The following is a 20,021-nucleotide window of genomic DNA, read 5'->3' on the forward strand; positions in this document are numbered from 1 at the left end:
AATTATCTGCAAATTCAGTAATGAGAGGACGTGTAAACGCAATAAGGACGTTCAAGGGCTTAGTTGCGGATTTGAGGCTTATCAGTATCGTCCGATTGATACTCCTTTAGGAAACGGTGACGATGCTTTGTTCCAGATGGGATCTAAGAATATTGAGGTGGGTGCCAATCCTGTTGGTCTTACTAATGCTATCACTGATTTGACAAATCGCCAAAATATCCGTGCAAATGCTGCTTTGAACTGGGAGATTATTAAAGGTTTGAAAGCTCGTACAGAATTTGCGATTGGTCACGGATGGAGTGAGGGTAAATATTACGATGATGGTTCTGCTTCTTCTGCTGATAATTTTACTAGAGGATATAAATATGCTAAGTTGACAAAAGGCAATACTGAAAATTGGCGTTCTGTTACTACAGTGAATTATGAAGTACAAGGTTTGGGAGATAATCATAATCTTTCTTTCTTGTTGGGTAACGAAGTCATTAAAAATACGGGTGCTTCAAGTGAAATGATTGGTGCCGGATATTCGATGGCTGAAAGCTGGGACATGGATCGTGTCTTTGGTATGTTCAATATGTATCAAGCTGGTCATGCCGATAATTCTTATTCAAATAAAATTAATACTCCTTCTACTACGGTTTCTTTCTTTGGACGTGGTAACTATTCGTTGAAGGGACGTTATTTATTGACTGCTACATTACGTGCTGATGGCTCTTCTAAGTTTGGTCCCAATCATCGTTGGGGATATTTTCCTGCTGGTGCTTTTGCATGGCGTATTTCTGATGAACCATTCTTTCAGCCATTGGCAAGAGTTGTTGATAATTTGAAATTGCGTCTTTCTTATGGACTTGCGGGGGCTGATAATATTGATGCTAGTTTATGGCGTGAAACTTGGAAAACAGGAACTACTACTTATAATGGTAATGTGGTCTCCACTTATGAACCGAACGGAATGAAAGCTAATCCAGACTTGAAATGGGAAACTACTACTTCACGTAATATTGGTTTTGATTTTGGATTGTGGGGAAGCCGTTTGTCTGGTACTTTGGATTTGTATTGGAATACAACAAGTGATTTGTTGATGCGTCAAGAAATTGATTCTTCTACAGGTTATAGCTATCAGTATCGAAATATTGGTCAGACTTCTAACAAAGGTGTTGAATTGGCTTTGAATTATCATTTGATTCGTACTAAAGATTTTAATTTGAACGTATCGGCGACTTATAACTTCAATAAGAATAATATTGATGAGTTAGATGGTGGTAAAGATATTTACTATAATAGTGGATGGGGGTCTTCAGCACAACATCCTTCATATGACTATGTTCTGTCAGAGGGCAAACCTGTAGGTGTTATTCGAGGTTTCAAAAGTGCCGGTTTCTATACGGTAGATGATTTTGATTATGTGGATGGCGTTTATAAATTAAAAGCAGGTATACCTGATATCTCAACTGCAGCTACTGGTACTTATCGTAGACCATCAGAACTGCAAGTGGCAGATGGTCAGATTGCCTTTCCTGGCGCTTTGAAATTACAGGATGTTGATAAAAGTGGTATTGTTGACTTGGATGATGTTGTTGATTTGGGTGAAGTCCAAGCAAAACATACAGGTGGTTTTTCTTTAAATGGTAATTATAAAAATATTGATTTTGGAGCTAATTTCACTTATCAGATTGGAGGAAAAGTATATAATGTTGCTACAATGAGTCAGCTTAGTGGTGGTAAAGAAACTGGTTTGGGACTTAATAAGTATAAAGATTTGGCAGGTGCTTTTCAATTGTATGATATACAGAATGGAAATTTGGTACCGGTAATAGAGCCGACAGCTTTGAAACAATTAAATGCTAATGCTAAATATGCTCTTCCTTATTATGAAGATGCCCCTATATTATCTGATTATGTAGAGGATGCTTCATATTTGCGTTTGAATACATTGACTGTCGGTTATACTTTGCCAAAAGCATGGACAACAAAAGCATACATGCAGAAAGTACGTATATATGTCACGGGAGGTAATTTATTCTGCATTACAGGTTATTCAGGTCTTGATCCTGAAGTAAACTCAGATCCGGATAAAGCCAAGTCTTATCCTACTCTTGGACTTGACTGGGGGGCATACATGCGTGCTCGTACATTTACGGTGGGTTTGAATGTTGAATTTTAATTTGAAGTCTAATAATTAAAAAACACGTAACGATGAAAAAAATATTATATACAATGATGGGTGTAGGAATGCTGTTTGCTGCTACATCTTGTGAAGACTTCTTGGATACTTCTTCACCTTCAGAGGCTGATGTGGATTTTGTATTTTCTGAAGCGTCTACTGCCCGTGCCGCACTTTATAATGCTTATGAAAAGTGGCGTGGAAATGCAGGGGTACATTCTAATGGCGTATTTTATGACTTGGTGGTTTGTGGTTCTGATGCAGAGCGTCATCCTGAGGCTTATGCATCACAAATAGCTCGTCATGTTCCTGAAAATTTATATGGTTATTCAGATGCTACTTTTACAAAGAAGGGACCTTCTAACTATACTATTTCTCAATATGGTAATGCAAAAGGAACTTGGGAATCACTGTATGCTATTATTGCTACAACAAATACATTGATTTCTGCTGTGGAAGGGTCTTCTGCTTTTGCTGGATTTGCGACTCAGGACGGACCATCTGAATTGAGTCAGATTTATGGTGAGGCTGTCGCTTTGCGTGCTACTTGTTATCATGAACTGATTCGTTTTTATGGAGATATTCCTCATCAGCTTCAGGCTGGTGAAGAGGCCAGTGAGATAACTCCCCGTGATGTGATTGCGGAATATCATATTAATAAATTGAAAGAGGTTGAGCCTTTAATGTTTAGAGCGGGAGAATCTTCGGGGATTGATAAGACTTTCATGACTAGAACTTATGTACAAGGCTTGATTGCTCGCATGGCTTTGATGGAAGGTGGATATCAGACTCGTCGTTCTGATTTTGGAAATGATTATTATAAGGATCTTGACGGTAATGTATTGTCTTTTGAGAAAGCAGGCGAAACATCAGCTACTCAGTGTTTTTATGGTCGCCGTACAGATTGGGAGAAGTTTTATAAGATTGCAGAAACTTATCTTACTTCTGCTGTAAATAATTCTGGTACTACAGCTTTGCAGGTTAATGACCCTAGAAGCAGTGATAAGAAGACATTTGGTAATCCTTATCAGTATGTATTCCAACAAATGATGGATGAAACGATTGCAGATGAAAATGTATATGAAATTCCTGAAACTCGTGGTAAGCAGGGTGAACGTCCTTATGCATTCGGACGTCCGTCGTCTGGTGGCGGTTCTGCTGCTTATCCTTGTAAAAACTATGGTCAGAGCCGTTTCCATGCAGTTTATTATTATGGTGATTTTGATCCGAATGATATGCGCCGTGACGTTACATGTACGGTGACCGGTTCGACTGGTGATGGCTCTGAGAAGATTATTCCTTTTACTATGGGCTCTGTAGCTAATAATGGTGGTATTGCTTTGAATAAATGGGACGAGAATCGTCAAGCTAATCCTTGGGTTATTAAGAGCCGTCAGGCTGGTATCAATACTCCTTATATGCGTTTTTCGGATATCATTTTGATGTTGGCTGAAGTAAAAGCAGCATTGGGTGATGACGCTTCTGCCAAGCAATATTTGTCTATGGTTCGTAATCGTGCTTTTGCTTCTACATCAGAAGCTAATGTAGATGGCTTTATCAGTAAATGTGGTTCTGTATTGGATGCTGTCCTTGAAGAACGTAAGTTGGAGTTTGGTGGTGAAGGTATCCGTCGTTATGATCTGATTCGTAATAATAAATTAGGTGCGGCTATTGATAACTTCCATAAGCGTACTAGTACAATGATCAGTGATTTAAAGTCTAAAGGTTATCATACTTTTGATAATGGTAATACCATTTCATCTTATATTTGGGTTAAAAAAGTAAATCCGGCAGATTTTGGTGTTAGTTATAGACTTACCACGACTTGTACTGATAAAACGAATCCTGTACTTTTCCCAGGCTGGAGAGGTCAGAACGATGATTGGGCATCTGTAGCTTCTTCCAATGGAACTTCAACAAAGAATCTTACGGCAGGTAATATTACTAATCTTGCTATCAAAGGATTGTTTGAATATATTGATCCAAATGGAAGTGAGGCTAAAGCTTTAGAAGCCGATGGATATACAAAACAACCGTGGGGAGCAAAAATCGCAGAATTGGAGAATGAATACAATTCATATGTATTTAATGGATACGTTGCAGGTGAGGCTCCTATTTATTTGATTCCTTACCATCCTGATGTTATTAAGAATTCAAATGGTGTATTGACTAATGGATATGGTTTTGGACAAGAATAATGTATTATAAGTAAATAAAGAGAGGTTTGATAAAGACCTTTGTAAATAAAATCTTAAAGTCTTACTCAGGTTTGCGAAGCTTAACGTATTCCTGAGTAAGCTTTTTATAGATATACCAGATTTTTGGAATTTCTGATCTAAGTGTTCAAAGGGGGTGGGTAGTAATTTATTAATTTTTGCTTCTCAATTGTATAACTATTATTGATAGCTAATGTGCTTTTATATGCAACGATGTTTATTATTGGTGTTGATAGTGCTCATGCTTGTGGTAAAGGTATGGGGTGAACCTGTATGTGAAATTTTGTATTTTAATGAACTGAAGGGACTACCCAGCAATCACATCACTCGTATAATACAGGACAAACAAGGTGCTATCTGGATGGCTACTTGGAATGGTCTTTGCCTTTATGATGGTTATGAGTTTCACACCTATAAGAGCAATGATGCTTTGAGCACTTCCGATCGCTTTCGTAATGTAGTGATGGAAGAGGATGGAAATTTTGTATGTGCCATAGATGATGATTTTTTCAACTTCAATGTGGTTAGTCATGTGTTTTCTAGGCTTAATGGGGTGGAGAAGGAGTACGCCAAGCAGAAGATGACACTACACCCTTTACAGATAAAGACTGAAATTAGTTTGACTGACGATTTCGGCACGAGATGGCAGATTGCTTTTGACGGTAGAATTAGCTATTGTGGTCAGGACGATAATACATTTACGAATATGCCAGACCGTATAAAGTTGAACCATATCACAGGATTTTTCATAGACCGCCAAAAATGCTTGTGGATATATGGACACGATGGAGTTTGTCGCATAGCCTTCTTTGACAACAATATTCATCGTTTAGCATTCTCAGGTGGTGCAGCGGTGAAGTGCTTGTTTTCAGATAGCGATGGTCAGTCGTTCTGGATGGCTTCAAGCAATGGAATGGTCAGATATTACGCTGACCTACAGTCGTCACCGCAGTATCTCGATGCCCAAGGACATTTGTCGAACAAGATGGATCACTTTGGAAGAAAAGTATATTGCATGGATCGTTTCGATGATAAACTTTGGCTGGGTTGTAAGGGAGAGGGGGTCTTTGTTTTAGGAAAAACGCTAGAGAATATTCTGCCAGACTTAGATGTTTACAGTTTTGAGTGCGATAGTTTGGAACGTTTGTGGGTAGCCACAATGGATGATGGTTTGAAGGTGATCCAAAAGGGCGAGCACTATATTATATATAATGTGGAAACACCGATGAAAAGCATTCGTCGTCTGCTGCTGACAAGCAGTGGAGAGTTGTTGTTGGCCGGTCCTGAAGGATTGGCAGTTGCCAAGATTGATAAAGACTTACAGAAGATGAAGTTTCACCTCTACCTTAATCAACCCGACAATGAAGCGAGTCTGCCTAGCAATGCAGTGATGTCACTTCTAGAGAGTTCTAGTGGACGTATTTACGTGGGTACGGAAAGCCGTGGGCTCTGCTATATGGAGGAAGATAAACAGAGTTTTCATCGTATGAGCCACTATCAAAACGTGATACTGTCACTGAGTGAATGGGACGGAAAAATATGGATTGTGTCGTCCAACCGTATTGAGAATGTAGACGAATCCACTAATACAAGAACTGTTTATGACCACTACCCATATCCAATTAATGTATCCCATGGAGAATGCGCGCCACTCATCACTGCTGAAGGCAAGTGGTTAGTACCAGTGTCTAGTGGCGTATATGTGATGGACATGAAGCAGTATATCGCGAAGCGCTATGTGCCACCGCTAGTTATTCTGAATGCAAGTGTTGATGGTTATCGCCACGGGTTACAGGGGGATACATTGTTACTTAGTCCGGATGAGCGCAACCTATCGGTTCAGTTTGCTGCTTTGGATTATATCTACAATGAGAACATAGTCTACGCGTATCGTTTCATGAAGGAAGGAGAAGAGAACACCAATTGGATAGACTTGGGGGAGCAGCATAGTTTGACGCTAATGGATATCTGCCCAGGTGAATATGTCTTGGAGATGCGTTCCACTGATGCTTCTGGAGGATGGGCTGACAATATAAGACATATAAAGGTTTTCGTTGAACCAAAGTTCAGTGAGACTGTTTTAGCTAAGGTGTTGCTGATAATGGTTGTAGTAGTAGGTTGGGGTTATATCATCCGTTACTTAAAAGTTATAAAACGCCGTCAACGTGAAATTGCTGATACTTATCTGAAACTGATTGAGGAAAATGCAAGGATTAGAGAATCAGAAGTTACAACTCTTCGGAGAAGGAAGTCTGTGATCGGAGTAGCCCCCAATCATAAGCAAGCAGAAACGCAGACAACAATACTAGCTGTAGAACAGCTATCAGAATATGATAACGAATTCTTGTCGCGCGTATCGGCATTTGTAGAAGAGAATCTTTCGAATGCTAATGCCACAATAGATGACATGGCTTTGGCTACAATTACGAGTAAGTCAGTCCTCTACAGGAAAATGAAATTGCTTACTGGCAATTCACCTATGGACTTTTTAGCTTCTGCTCGCATACGTGAGGCATGTCATTTGCTGGAAAGTACTCAGTTATTGGTGAAAGACATTAGCTCTCGCTGTGGTTACACGAGTCAGCGTTATTTTAGTCGTGCTTTCAAACGTGATTTAAATATGAGTCCATCGGAATATCGTGATACCCATAAAATTCTAAATTGATGCACTTTTCTATTCAAACAGACTTTTTTGTGTTTGTTACCTGACTTGTTTTAAAAAAATAGCAATAATTTTATGCATGAATAATTTACTAAAACTTAATTTTATGCTTAAAAAACTACTATTTTCTTTTTTATGTGCAGCATTTCTTGTAGGATTCCCATTTTCATTATCCGCCCAAAAGCTAATGGAGGTGGAACCTATCGTGATTGAACTTTGGCCGAATGGAGCTCCAAATGACAACGGGCTCACAGGCGAGGAATATCGTAATAAAAATAACCGTATTACTAACGTTACGAAACCAACATTAACAGTGTTTCCCGCACCTAATCCCAATGGTATGGCAGTGATAGCCTGTCCTGGTGGTGGATATCAGCATCTAGCATTCGAGCATGAGGGCATCGATCAGGCTGCTTGGTACAATGCTCAGGGGATCACGTTCGCTGTGCTGAAATACCGTATGCCAAATGGACATTTCGAATGTCCGTTGAGCGATATTCGTCAGGCTATGGCATTGATGCATGAGTATGCTAAAAAATGGGGTGTTGATAATAATAAAATAGGAGTGCAGGGCTCATCGGCAGGTGCCCATTTGGCTTGTACTTTGGCCACGGGCTTTCGTACCCCCAAGGAACGTCCAGCCTTTCAGATTATGTTTTATGGAGCTATAACTCCAGCAATGGAGGGTTGCAAAAAGAATGGAACAAATTCGAAACTTGCTTTTCAAGATAATAAACTTGAAGTGGTAGCGAACACACCTCCTGCATTCATTATGGTGAGTGCGGACGATAGACTTTGTGTGGATCTGTGTGTCAACTATTTTCTAGAATTGAAAAAAGCTGGTGTTTGGTCAGCCCTACATGTTTATCCTGAAGGAGGACACGGCTGGGGATTTAAGGATGCTTTTAAGTATAAGCCTATGTGGACTATGGAATTGAGTCACTGGCTTTCTTTACTAAACCAGCGACTCGACAACCAAAAAGCTGAAATCATCCAGAAAAAGACCATTGAGAATGGTGGTACAGGTCCTTATAAGGCCATCGCTGCCAAAGTGAACACATTGAATGATTATGTGGTGTATCGTCCTGCCGACCTTAAGGTAGCTGTAGAGTGCGAGGAGAAGGCTCTGCCATTGGTGGTCTTTGCGAATGGCGGTTGCCACGATTGTTCTGTACGTTTTGAAGGTATGCTTAACGAGATAGCTTCTCATGGCTACATTGTGATAGCTCTTGGTGAATTACGTATGGAGTATAGTCTGGAAGGTAATCACAAGACCAATCCTCAACAACTCATTTATGCTCTTGATTGGATGGAGCAGCAATTGAATGATTCTGAGAGCGAATATTATAATATGGTGGATATGCAGGCAGTAGCTTCGGCTGGGCAGTCGTGTGGAGGTGCTCAGGTGCTTGCCGTATGTGGTGACCCACGTTTTAAGGCTCATATTATGTACAACTCAGGCTTAGGTGAAATGAAAATGGCAGGAGTTGACATGGAGTCACTGAAAAATCTTCATGCTCCCATTCTCTATATGCTTGGAGGTGACGATGATATAGCTGCTAGAAATGCAATGATGGATTACGACAACATAATCACTGTCCCTGTGGTAATGGCTAACCATAAGACTGCAGGTCATACAGGTGCTTTTGATGAGCCCCAAGGTGGTAGTTATGCTAAACTCAGTCTAGACTGGCTTGACTGGCAACTGAAGCACAAGAAAACATTATCGAAGGTCTTCAAAAAAGGTGATCCCCAGCGCTATTCAATGTTTGAAATAAAAAGTAAATTTTGATGGTTACTTCGGTTTTACAGCAGGTGTGGTTGAAATATTGCTTCCGGGGTCAAGATGGAGCTGTTCATTCTTTACCAGCCATACCAGATGAGGGGAAGAGTGGCTCTGTGAAGGGAATCTGTGCTCGTGGTGGTTTTATGGTGGACATAAAATGGGAAGCAGGAATACTCATTTCTGCGGATATCACTTCTCGTAAGGGGGGCAACTTGCGTCTATGTTCATATGTTCCTTTTAAGGGCGAGGGTGTAAAGAAAGCTTTTGGCGATAATCTAAATAAGCTATACCAGAGATTATAATCCATATTGTTATAATTAATGAATAGAAATGAAAAAAACATTGTTTTTATATAGTATTACGTTCTGTGCCGTATTCCCCATTTTCACTTTCGCCCAGAAGCCTTTGTATAAGAATCCGGAAGCAGCAATAGAGGAACGTGTAGAAGATCTCTTAGGACGAATGACTCTTGAGGAGAAAGTAGCGCAACTTGGTTCTACTGGTAATTTGGAAGTGGAGAATGGCATAATAATGCAACGAGATGGACTCCGCAACGGTTTGGGACAGTTGAGTCGTACGGGTGAGAAACTGCTTCCTAAGCAAACTGTACAATTGGTAAATGCTCTACAGCATTTTCTGATGGACAGCACTCGACTGGGCATACCCGCTATAATTCATGAAGAGACGCTTCATGGTGTGATGATGGCTGGTGCGACAGTATTTCCTCAGGCTATTGCTCGTGGTTCGTCATGGAATGTAGATCTTGAACGAAAAGTTGGGGAGGTTATTGCTCGCGAAACTAGAAGCAGAGGAAGTAATCTTTCGCTCTCGCCTAATCTTGATTTGGCTCGCGACCCACGGTATGGTCGCACTGAGGAAACTTATGGTGAGGATCCTTATTTGGCTTCTCGAATGGGTGTTGCTATTATAAGCGGTATGCAGGGTGATACCTATAATATAGGTAAGGACCATATAGGTGTCACTGTTAAGCATTTGGGGGCTTCTGGGCAGCCACTTGGCGGTCTCAATCTTTCGCCTAACTATATGAGCGAACGAACGATGCGTGAGGCCGATTTTGTGCCGTTTCGGGCTGCTGTAGAGGAGGCTAAGGTTGCATCGGTGATGGCTGCTTATGTGGAATATGACGGACAGCCTTGCCATTCCAATCAGTGGCTTCTTGATGACTTGTTGAGACGCGAATGGGGATTTGAAGGCATTGTGGTATCTGACTACGGAGGCATTGGTACAATTGCCCATTCTCATCATTGTGCTGAGGATATGGATGAAGCAGCTCTATTGGCGCTTAATGCTGGAGTCGATGTAGAGCTGGCACGTACTAACGCCTATAAAAACTTGGTGAAGTTGGTACACGACGGACGGCTTGAAGAGAAGAGTATCGACCGTGCCGTGAAACGTGTGTTGCGGCTGAAATTCCGTTTGGGGCTGTTTGAAAATCCGTACGCTGATGAGAATTATGCCATGAAGAATAACCGTTCGGCAGAAAATCTCTTGTTGTCGCTCAATATGGCTCGTGAATCAGTTGTGCTGTTGAAGAATAAACAAGGTATTTTGCCTCTCAATCTTGACAAATACAAGGATATTGCTGTAATAGGTCCTAATGCTGCTCACGCCCATTATGGAGGTTATACCACTGAGTGGAGCTATGACAAGGGGATTTCTATTCTTGACGGTTTGCAAAAGGTACTCTCAGAACTCAATCAGATATGTTCCATTAAGTATGCCGAGGGTTGTAAGATTCATTCTGATGATGGCTATTGGCGCCATCCTGAGCCAGCATTTTACGATGAAGACAAGGACCATGAGTTGATATGTGAAGCTATGGAGGTGGCCGGTCAGAGCGATATTGTCATTCTGGTTCTTGGTGGCACACCTCGTACTTGTCGCGAGAGTGCAGGAATGAAGCGACTGGGTGATCGTAACGACCTTTGCCTGTATGGACGTCAGCAGGAATTGTTCGATTCGCTCTGTACGCTTGGCAAACCGATAATAGTTTATCTGATGAACGGTCGGCCGCTTACCATTAACAGGATTGCGGCTGAGGCTGACGCCATTCTAGAGGGTTGGTATTTGGGTGAGGCTACGGGTAAGGCTGTGGCAGAGGTATTATTGGGTAAAGTCAATCCTTCAGGTAAACTTCCTGTCTCATTTCCTCGTTCAGTCGGCAACTTGCCAGCCTATTACAATCGTCATCCATCTGCCTTTGGGCTACGTTACATCAACGCGGATAATGAACCTCTTTATCCGTTTGGATTCGGCTTGAGTTACACCACTTTCGAATATGGCAAGCCCAAACTCAGTACAAAGGAAATGACGGTAGATGGAAGCGTTCTACTAAGCGTTAAAGTGAAGAACACAGGTTCTGTGGAAGGCAAGGAAGTGGTACAACTCTATGTGCGCGATGATTTGAGTACAGTGACACGCCCTATTAAAGAACTGAAAGGCTTTAAGAAGATATTTCTCAAACCAGGCGAAGAGCAAATTGTGAGGTTCACAGTTGACCGCACTACTCTGAAGTATTTTAACCGCAAGATGCAAGAGGTAGTAGAGCCTGGTACATTCACACTCATGGTGGGGCCTAACTCTACCGATTTGCAAGATATAAAATTTATAGTAAAATGAAAAAGATTCAATTGTTGTTTTGTTTACTATTGATACCCATAATCGTTTCGGCTCAAGACGTATGGCAAGCGAAGTATGTAGAAATTGAACAGAGTATTAAGGTTCCAAATTTTAAGAACAAACAGTATAGAATAACAAAGTTTGAAGCTCTAGCTAGTGCTTTGGCGGCAGTTAATCAGAAAGCCTTCGATACTGATAATGGATGTATGGCAGATCTCGGATGTACCCAGGATAATCATGACCATGATTATCCTAGTGCAGAAAATGTTGCCATCGATTGTTTATTGGGTAATATTTGTTCTGAGGGTTGGAACAGCATTGCTTTTCCTTCAGTCACAATGGTGGAATACAATAGTAGCAAACTCGGTAATCCGGTTGAAAAGGTTGATAATTCAAAGCAACACAAGTGGAATTGTCAATTTGCTTTGGAGAAAGACGTCGAATTGATTGGCAACTATCGAAATCCAGTCTATGTTCTTAATAGTTGGAATCCTACGCAAATATCCATGGTCGATACACTTAGAATTCAGGGGGCACGCGGACGATTGGCGGCAACACTTGAAGTGCCCGTGCTCAAAGTTGGTGAGAAATGTCCCATCGTGATAATTTGTCATGGCTTTGGAGGCAATCGTGACAGAGGTACTACTTACATGGTGGCAAAGCAACTCCCAAACGAAGGTATAGCTACACTTCGTTTCGATTTCAACGGTCACGGACAGAGCGATGGAAAAATGAAAGACATGACTGTGCTCAATGAGGTTGAGGACGCCAAATGTGTATATCAGTATGCTGCAGGATTGCCTTTTGTTGACCGTGAACGTATCGCTATGTTAGGAGCTTCACAAGGTGGTGTGGTAACTAGCATGGCTGTTGGTGAATTGGGTTCAACGAAGATAAAGGCAGCCGTATTGATGTGCCCGGCAGCTGTGCTCCGCGATGATTGCATCAAAGGGCTGCTGATGGGTAAACGTTACGATCCGCTTGATCCTCCTGAGGTTGTGCAAGTTGGCGATAAGTGCATTGGGCGTGAGTTTATCAAGACTACATTCCGCTTGCCTATTTACGAAACAGCCGCAAAATTCCAAGGCCGTGCCTGCATCATTCATGGCACAGGTGACCGCACGGCTCCATATACTTATGGTATTCGCTATCATAAAATATGGACTGACAGCGAGTATCATGAGCTCGATGGCTACGACCATAGTTTTAATCCTGAACCACAGACGGCAGTTTCGATAGCTATTGATTTTCTTAAAAGAACTTTGTTGTATGCAAAATAAAATCGTTCTCTACAACTAAAGCATTACAGCTATGTAATATAACCGTCATTCCATAGCCTATCAGTTGACCAATGAAATCATAGGCGATTTTTTTGATACGTCGTTATCTGTAGATAGGAATTTCGAGCCACCGATAGGATATGGAATGATTTTTAGAGAAATTATTGAAGGAACGGTGTTTGAATGTTCAATCTGTGCGATATTATTCAATTCATTACTGACTGTTTCAATCAACACCTTCTTTCTAAGCAGAATTTTATCTGCTATGCTCATCAAGGAATCGCTCATGCTGTTTTTTACCTTGGTGACAAGCTGTATTCCGTTAAGGAAAAGATTCTCAAACATAATCAGCCCGATATATCCCTTGTCAGCGCATAATTCTTCCTATATGTTTTCTAGAAATTTTCCCTGCTTCAAAGGCTCATGGGACATCCACATTGTGTCATACAATTAAACTCTGTAACTATGGACTCTGAGAACATAGGGATAATCGTTTAAATGTTATAATTCAGCACTATAAATTTAATACTTTTATTACTATGTTCCTAATCAGCAATGATATATCTGCATATTTATATCGAACTCATGTTATATTAGAATAATCCTTGTTTCCTAATGTTCGATAAGGCGGTATTCGTTATTTTGTATGGTGCTTTTAAAGTTGCCCATCCTCCTCAAGAACGACATCTTCCGAGTATGAGCTATTGTTATGGGTAGATAGATTATCTTACTTTTTCTCAATAAGTTTCATAGATAACTTTTGGGGGGGAGCTTTGATTCTTTTATTAGGTATTATAATTGTGAAGCATTATATATGATAGTTTGGATTAAATTCAAGGATATGGAGATGTCGTAATCTTATGGTTTTATACATATATCCTGATTGATCCAAAGAGAAAAAATATTTTATTTCTAAATACGTGATAGGACATTTTCTGCCTTTGTGAGGGCAACTGCTCTCACCTTTAGAGGTATCTCTCACCCCATCTCTCACCCTTGAAACGCTTTATTCATCGGGGGAAAGCGATAAAAGGTGAGAGCATGAGAGATAAAATGTGTTTTTTTGTATTGATAGGAGTAGTCCCGAAAGTTAACGGCATAACTTCCGGGAACAATGGTGGAAACTCCCTAAAGTTATGCCGTCAGTTTGGAAAAGACTCCCGTCATGAAAGGGAAGACGTTCCGGGGAAAAACAGCCTGTTTTTACACGAATGTTCATGTGGGTCTTCATGAACGTTCACGTAGGGCTACATATACGTTCGCGTGAGGTTGTACGTATATACGTGTTGAACCATCAGTGTTGTCTTCATGTGCAGAAAGACCTTGTTCTTTTAGAAAAAGATAAGGATCTTTTAAAAAAACGAACTTATCTTTTTTGCCTGTCTGCAAGATCAAGAACGTCTTACTATAGAATGTCTTAAAGAAGTTCCCACTCTATTTATCCCAATCTGTTTTTTCGACCATGTTCTTATGTTGCTAAATTGTGCACATAAAAGACCAATTTTTACCTTGTTCTTCTTTGATTGCCTGTTATTTTTGCACCCAGACACATTCTAATCTGATACGAAATGAAATTAAAAGTTTTAATAAGTGCAATAGTGAGCATTATTATATGGCCGGAAAGTATTGTAGCACAAAGTGAATTGATTCCAATGATAGAAATACCTGCAGGAAATTTCTATATGGGTACCTTGGGTGAAGATGAGAATTATGATGAGGCGCCTATGCATAAGGTACATATATCCAAATCTTTTAAAATGGGAATGACCGAGGTGACTAATGCACAGTATGAATTGTTCTGCCCTGAGCACAAGACGTTACGTGGTAAAAATGGTTTTTCAAGTGAAGATGATGAAGCGGTGGTGTACGTAACTTATCAAGATGCTGTTGCCTTTTGTGACTGGTTGACTCAAAAAGAAGGTAAAACTTATCGTCTGCCTACTGAAGCTGAATGGGAGTATGCCTGTAAGGCAGGTCGTTATTGGAATTTCTATATGGATGACAAACTTCCTGTTGCTTGGCAAAAAAATCAAGTGATAACAGCTACTCCAAAACCGTTGTCTTTGAAAGTGGCTCAAACCCCTCCTAATGACTGGGGACTATATGATATGTGTGGAAATGTGGAAGAATGGTGCCTGGACTGGTATGGACCTTATATAGATAAGGAACAGACAGATCCGGTAGGATATTCGGATGGCATAGCACGGGTGACCAGAGGAGGTAGTCATAATACACCGGTGAAATATCTCCGTTCGGCAAACCGTATGGCTATGTTGCCAGAGGATAAACATGCAATGACGGGCTTTCGGGTGGTACAGGCAGAGTATCCGCAGACCGCTCCGCTTTCTCAGCCAAAAGATGAGTATGTTGTGTCTCAGATAAAATGGGATTGGGCCTCTCAATATATCACGGAACCTGTCTTCACTGCTCCTTTGGTTTATGTGCATGAACCGGATGCGCATAGTGGAACGCCTTTTTTCAAACATAATCATCAGCCGGCATTGACTTGGTGTGATAATGGAGATTTGTTAGCTGTGTGGTTTTCTACCAATGAAGAAAAAGGGCGTGAGATGGTGGTGCTCTCTTCGCGTTTGCGTGCCGGAAGTAGTGAATGGGAGAAGCCCCGTATGTTTTATCAGATAGCTGATCGTAACTTGACCGGAACTGCATTATTGAATGACCATCAAGGGACTCTTTATCATATTAATGGAGTGGAGGCGGCCGGACATTGGCAGAATTTGATGATGACTTTGCGTACAAGTACAGATAATGGACAAACTTGGAGTAAACCTCGTATTATTGCTCCAGAACATACGAGACGCCATCAAGTGATAGCCGGAACCTCTATTACAAAGGAAGGCTGGTTTGTTCAGGCTTGTGATGCCGGACCAGGTGGAAGAGACGGGGCGGCTGTTCATATCAGTAAGGATAAAGGAAAAACTTGGACGGATCCATGGGATGGAGCATCTTTGCCTGATTTTAAAGAAGGGGGGACAGGTACCACTATCGCTGGAATCCATGCCGGAGTGGTGCAATTGAAGGATGGCAGATTGATGGCATTGGGGCGTAATAATAGTATTCGTGATAAAGAAGGACATCTACGTATGCCCATGAGTGTGTCTGATGATATGGGTAAGACTTGGCATTATTCCGCTTCGGAATTTCCCCCCATTGATGGAGGACAACGGCTGGTATTGATGCGTTTGAATGAAGGTCCTATTTTACTGATATCTTTTACTGAGCATCCTTATCGTACTCCGAAGGAGGAGCGTGGTATGATGTTTACTGATAAGTCAGGAAAGTCTTTTAAAGGATATGGCATGTATGCTGCTTTGTCATACGATGAAGGTAAGACTTGGCCTGTACAACGTTTGTTGACTGACGGTACTTATCGTTTTCTTAATGGTGGAGCTTGGACTCAGTTTTTTGAAATGGATGAGGGTCATGCCGAACCTCGTGGTTATTTGGCTGGAACACAAACACCCGATAATATGATCCATTTGATAACAAGTCGCTTCTATTATAAATTTAATTTAGCTTGGTTGAAAGGAAACGAAAGTATTATATCTCCTCAATCTTTGTCTGACTAAAGGACGTAGAATGCATATATCCAATACTTTGTATTGTCTTACTTTCGTTTTCTAGTTGTATTGTTTGTTGTAAATGAAAGTAATCGAAATAAAATAAAGTAAAATAATGCAAAATGATTTTTGTTTTCCGAAAATATTTCTACTTTTGCAATGTGTGATTTAAGATATTATGATTATGGCGCACGCTTAAAGAGAACACAAAAAGAATTATTAAATCTAAAATGATTATTTGTTAACCCAGGAAAGTATGGAAAATGTTCAGAAAACAAGGCGTTTGTTTGCAAGCGCATACGGTTGCAAAGCCAGCCGTTCTTTTCTTATTTGGGGATTGTCGGCCGCAATGTCTATAAGTGTTATACCGATGATGGCTGAGATTTCTGTTGGTGAGAAAAACTATGATACTCAAATTGTTAGCCAGACAAAGACTATAACCGGAACCATTATTGATGAAACAGGTGAACCTATGATTGGGGTGTCGGTTTTAGTTCAAGGGACTACTACAGGGGCAGTTACAGATTTGGATGGTAAATTTACATTGGAAGTTCCCGCAAACGCTACATTGGTAGTTTCCTATATCGGATACAAGACTCAAAATGTAAAAGTCGGTAGCCAAAATACGTTTGCCATTAAGATGGAGAGTGATAATGAGGTGCTTGATGAAGTGGTAGTAATTGGTTATCAGACTATTAAACGTAAGGACTTGACTGGTTCTGTTGCTTCTGTTAGTGGTAAAACCGTGTCTGTTATGCCTGTTTCTAATGTAGCACAGGCTATGCAAGGTAAACTTCCTGGTGTGAACATTACCTCACAAGATGGACGTCCTGATGCGGCAATTTCTATTCGTGTGCGAGGAGGAGGTTCCATTTCGCAAAGTAATGAACCTTTGATTTTAGTAGATGGTGTAACTGTGAATTCTTTAAATGATATTCCGTCTGATCAAGTGGAAAGTATTGATGTGCTGAAAGATGCTTCTTCTACAGCTATCTATGGTGCGCGTGGTGCCAATGGTGTAATTCTTGTGACTACAAAGGGAGCGAAAGAAGGAAAGGTTTCGGTTTCTTATAATGGCTATGTTAAATTCAATACTCCGACTAAATACTTGGAAACATTAGATCCTTATGATTATTTGTCATTTGTTTGGGGAAATGCCGCCGCCAGTGGCGATGCATATCGTTTGCCATTTGAAAAATTATATGGTATTGGTGATTATTTGGGTAGTAATACAGAGGGTATAGAAAGCTATCGTAACACCAAGAATTATAACATCCAAAAAGATGTGTATAATAGTTCTGTATCCCATAATCATGATTTGTCTGTTAGTGGAGGTACTGAAAAAACAAAAGTCTTGTTTGCGATGAACTATATGGATGAGCAAGGTATGAAACTTAACTCTTATGCAAAGCGTGGAGGTGTTTCGTTGAAGATTAATCAGAAATTACGTGATAATTTAGATATTAATCTGGATACTCGTTATAGTGATATGCGTACTATGGGAGATGAAGGAACAACTAATGGTTCCGGCTCATTGCTTTCATCTTCTTATCGTTTTCGTCCGATTGCTACTCGTGATATTTTGGGGGACTTGAATGCTTTGCGTGAAGGGAATATGGAGATGTATGGTCGTCAGTCTACCTGGGATACTTATAGTCCTGTGGCTCGTATCGGAGATTATGATCCACTATATATTAAACAAAGACTTCGTGGTACTTTATCTTTAAATTGGAGATTGTTTGATGGCTTTGCTTATCATACTGACTTTACTTTAAACCAATCATGGGAACAAGATAAGATTTGGGGGGGGGCTATTTATAATAATTATTTGGATGACGAAACAGGAGCCAAACTATATGCGGGAAATGTGGAATATACAAAGCGTGACAGTTGGGGACTGCGTTGGACGAATACAATCAGTTATGACTTCAATTTTTTACCTAAACAGCATCGTTTGAATATTCTGTTGGGACATGAAGTTACAGACTCCGGAGGTAGTAAAATGTCAATTTCAGCTAGTCACTTTCCCTCTAATTTTACAAAGGATAATGCATTTGCCATGATTAACCAATATGATGCAGATCATGGAACAAGTAAATTTTCTTCTGGAGTAGATATTCCCGGACGTATTCTCTCATTCTTTGGTCGTGCTAATTATACATTGATGGATCGTTATTTGTTTACTGTGACATTCCGTGCCGATGGCTCTTCTAAGTTTTCCCCCGAACACCGTTGGGGATATTTTCCTGCTGCGGCTTTTGGATGGCGCCTTTCTGAAGAAACTTTCATGGAAGGGACGAAAGACTGGTTAGATAACTTGAAAGTCCGTTTGTCTTATGGTACGGTAGGTAATGATGGTATCAGCTCTGATTTATGGTCACAAACGTGGACTTCTGAAACAGATTTACGATATCAATATATACTAAATAACCAGTATTCATCTTCTTATGACCTTTCAACGGAACAAATGGCAAATAAAAATCTAAAATGGGAAACAACTATTACACGTAATTTTGGTTTCGATTTCGGATTTTTAAAGAACCGTTTGTGGGGATCTTTGGATTTATATTGGAATACAACAAAGGATTTGCTGATGTTGACTTCGCTTCCGGGGATTACCGGATTCACATCTACGTATGATAACATTGGTCAGACTAGTAATAAGGGAATTGAGTTTTCTTTGTCAGGTGTGATTTTTGAAAATAAAGATTGGAATATTACGGCTGGTATGAATATAAATTTCAATAAGGGTAAGGTCGATAAGTTGGCAGAAAATGTAACAGGTTTATATGGCTCTAGTTGGTGTGGCAGTAGCAGTTTCCCGGGTGAGGATTATATTTTACAGGAAGGCAAACCTGTGGGTATGGTCAGAGGTTTTATATATGATGGCTTTTATACTACAGATGACTTTAATTATGTAAACGGACAATATATATTGAAAGAGGGCGTGGCAGATTTAGGTTCTTTTATTAATCCTGTACATGGGGTGGACCGTCCGTCCGGACAAAATGCCTATCCGGGTCTTCCGAAATTTAGGGATATGGATAATAGTGGCAGCATTGATGAGAAAGATGTTACCATTATTGGTGATATGAATCCTGTTCATACAGGTGGTTTCAATATCAATACAACTTATAAAAATTTTGATTTAGGATTGTATTTTAATTGGAGTTATGGTAATGATGTGTATAATGTGAATAAAATCGCTTCCTTGTACGGCGCAAAAGAAAAGGGAGTATATGAGAATAAACTTGGTTTTATGAAAGACTCCTATAAGATTTATGACGTGGTAGATGGGAAATTAGTTCGTCTCACTACTCCTGAGCAATTAAATGCAGCTAATGTAAATGCTAATTTACCATTACCTTATAGTGAAAATGGGGTTACTTCCAGTATTGCTATTGAAGATGGTTCTTATTTGCGTCTGAACACGTTGACATTGGGGTATTCATTGCCCGATAAGGTTTTGCATAAGGCTGGTTTGAGTAAATTGCGTATTTATGGAACAATCTATAATTTGTTTACCTTAACCGGTTACTCAGGTCTGGATCCTGAAGTTAGTGCTAATACCTCTCAGAATAAGGCGAAATACCCTACAGTAGGATTGGACTGGGGTACTTATCCTAGAGCACGTTCGTTTGTGGTTGGTTTAAATCTTGCTTTCTAATCAAAAAAACAAATCATTAAATTAA

General features: G+C 40.3%; 8 protein-coding genes and 3 pseudogenes. 10 read left to right on the forward strand and 1 reads right to left on the reverse strand.

The window, feature by feature from the left end; all coding sequences use genetic code 11:
* Positions 1–136: 136 nt before the first annotated feature.
* From AB5935_RS06860 to AB5935_RS06895, 8 genes and pseudogenes are all read left to right on the forward strand, one after another.
* Positions 137–2,164 carry a SusC/RagA family TonB-linked outer membrane protein gene (locus AB5935_RS06860; RefSeq protein WP_368327373.1) on the forward strand — a complete coding sequence of 676 codons (2,028 nt, stop codon included), beginning with the start codon at positions 137–139 and terminating at the stop codon, positions 2,162–2,164.
* Between the two features lie 32 nt (positions 2,165–2,196).
* Positions 2,197–4,362: a RagB/SusD family nutrient uptake outer membrane protein gene (locus tag AB5935_RS06865; protein ID WP_007840567.1), complete on the forward strand. Its 2,166-nt coding sequence runs from the start codon at positions 2,197–2,199 to the stop codon at positions 4,360–4,362.
* 223 nt (positions 4,363–4,585) lie between these two features.
* The gene (locus AB5935_RS06870) at positions 4,586–7,045 is read left to right on the forward strand and encodes a two-component regulator propeller domain-containing protein (protein ID WP_007840569.1); all 2,460 of its coding nucleotides are present in this window, start codon (positions 4,586–4,588) and stop codon (positions 7,043–7,045) included.
* Between the two features lie 103 nt (positions 7,046–7,148).
* Positions 7,149–7,991: pseudogene (locus tag AB5935_RS06875) on the forward strand (alpha/beta hydrolase); the annotation flags it as partial.
* Between the two features lie 84 nt (positions 7,992–8,075).
* A pseudogene (locus AB5935_RS06880) lies at positions 8,076–8,834 on the forward strand (chlorophyllase/cutinase-like alpha/beta fold protein); the annotation flags it as partial.
* Positions 8,834–9,130, forward strand: coding sequence for a glycoside hydrolase family 95-like protein (locus tag AB5935_RS06885; RefSeq protein ID WP_353798371.1), 297 nt, complete (start codon positions 8,834–8,836; stop codon positions 9,128–9,130). The pseudogene AB5935_RS06880 and the gene AB5935_RS06885, both read left to right, overlap by 1 nt.
* 28 nt (positions 9,131–9,158) lie before the next feature.
* The gene (locus AB5935_RS06890) at positions 9,159–11,468 is read left to right on the forward strand and encodes a glycoside hydrolase family 3 N-terminal domain-containing protein (RefSeq protein ID WP_051926305.1); all 2,310 of its coding nucleotides are present in this window, start codon (positions 9,159–9,161) and stop codon (positions 11,466–11,468) included.
* Positions 11,469–11,674: 206 nt separating this feature from the next.
* Positions 11,675–12,748 carry an alpha/beta hydrolase family protein gene (locus AB5935_RS06895; RefSeq protein WP_157134002.1) on the forward strand — a complete coding sequence of 358 codons (1,074 nt, stop codon included), beginning with the start codon at positions 11,675–11,677 and terminating at the stop codon, positions 12,746–12,748.
* Positions 12,749–12,851: 103 nt separating this feature from the next.
* On the opposite strand, the pseudogene AB5935_RS06900 reads toward AB5935_RS06895, so the two are convergent.
* Positions 12,852–13,171: pseudogene (locus tag AB5935_RS06900) on the reverse strand (transposase); the annotation flags it as partial.
* 1,145 nt (positions 13,172–14,316) lie between these two features.
* Here AB5935_RS06900 and AB5935_RS06905 point away from each other — a divergent pair.
* Both AB5935_RS06905 and AB5935_RS06910 read left to right on the forward strand, forming a co-directional pair.
* The gene (locus AB5935_RS06905) at positions 14,317–16,338 is read left to right on the forward strand and encodes an SUMF1/EgtB/PvdO family nonheme iron enzyme (protein ID WP_038611288.1); all 2,022 of its coding nucleotides are present in this window, start codon (positions 14,317–14,319) and stop codon (positions 16,336–16,338) included.
* Positions 16,339–16,585: 247 nt separating this feature from the next.
* Positions 16,586–19,996, forward strand: a complete 3,411-nt coding sequence (locus tag AB5935_RS06910; RefSeq protein ID WP_032934143.1) for a SusC/RagA family TonB-linked outer membrane protein — start codon at positions 16,586–16,588, stop codon at positions 19,994–19,996.
* Positions 19,997–20,021 lie beyond the last annotated feature (25 nt).

This window comes from Phocaeicola sp. RTP21198st1_B8_RTP21198_201120, from assembly GCF_040929485.1.
In the GTDB taxonomy this organism is placed as follows: domain Bacteria; phylum Bacteroidota; class Bacteroidia; order Bacteroidales; family Bacteroidaceae; genus Phocaeicola; species Phocaeicola dorei.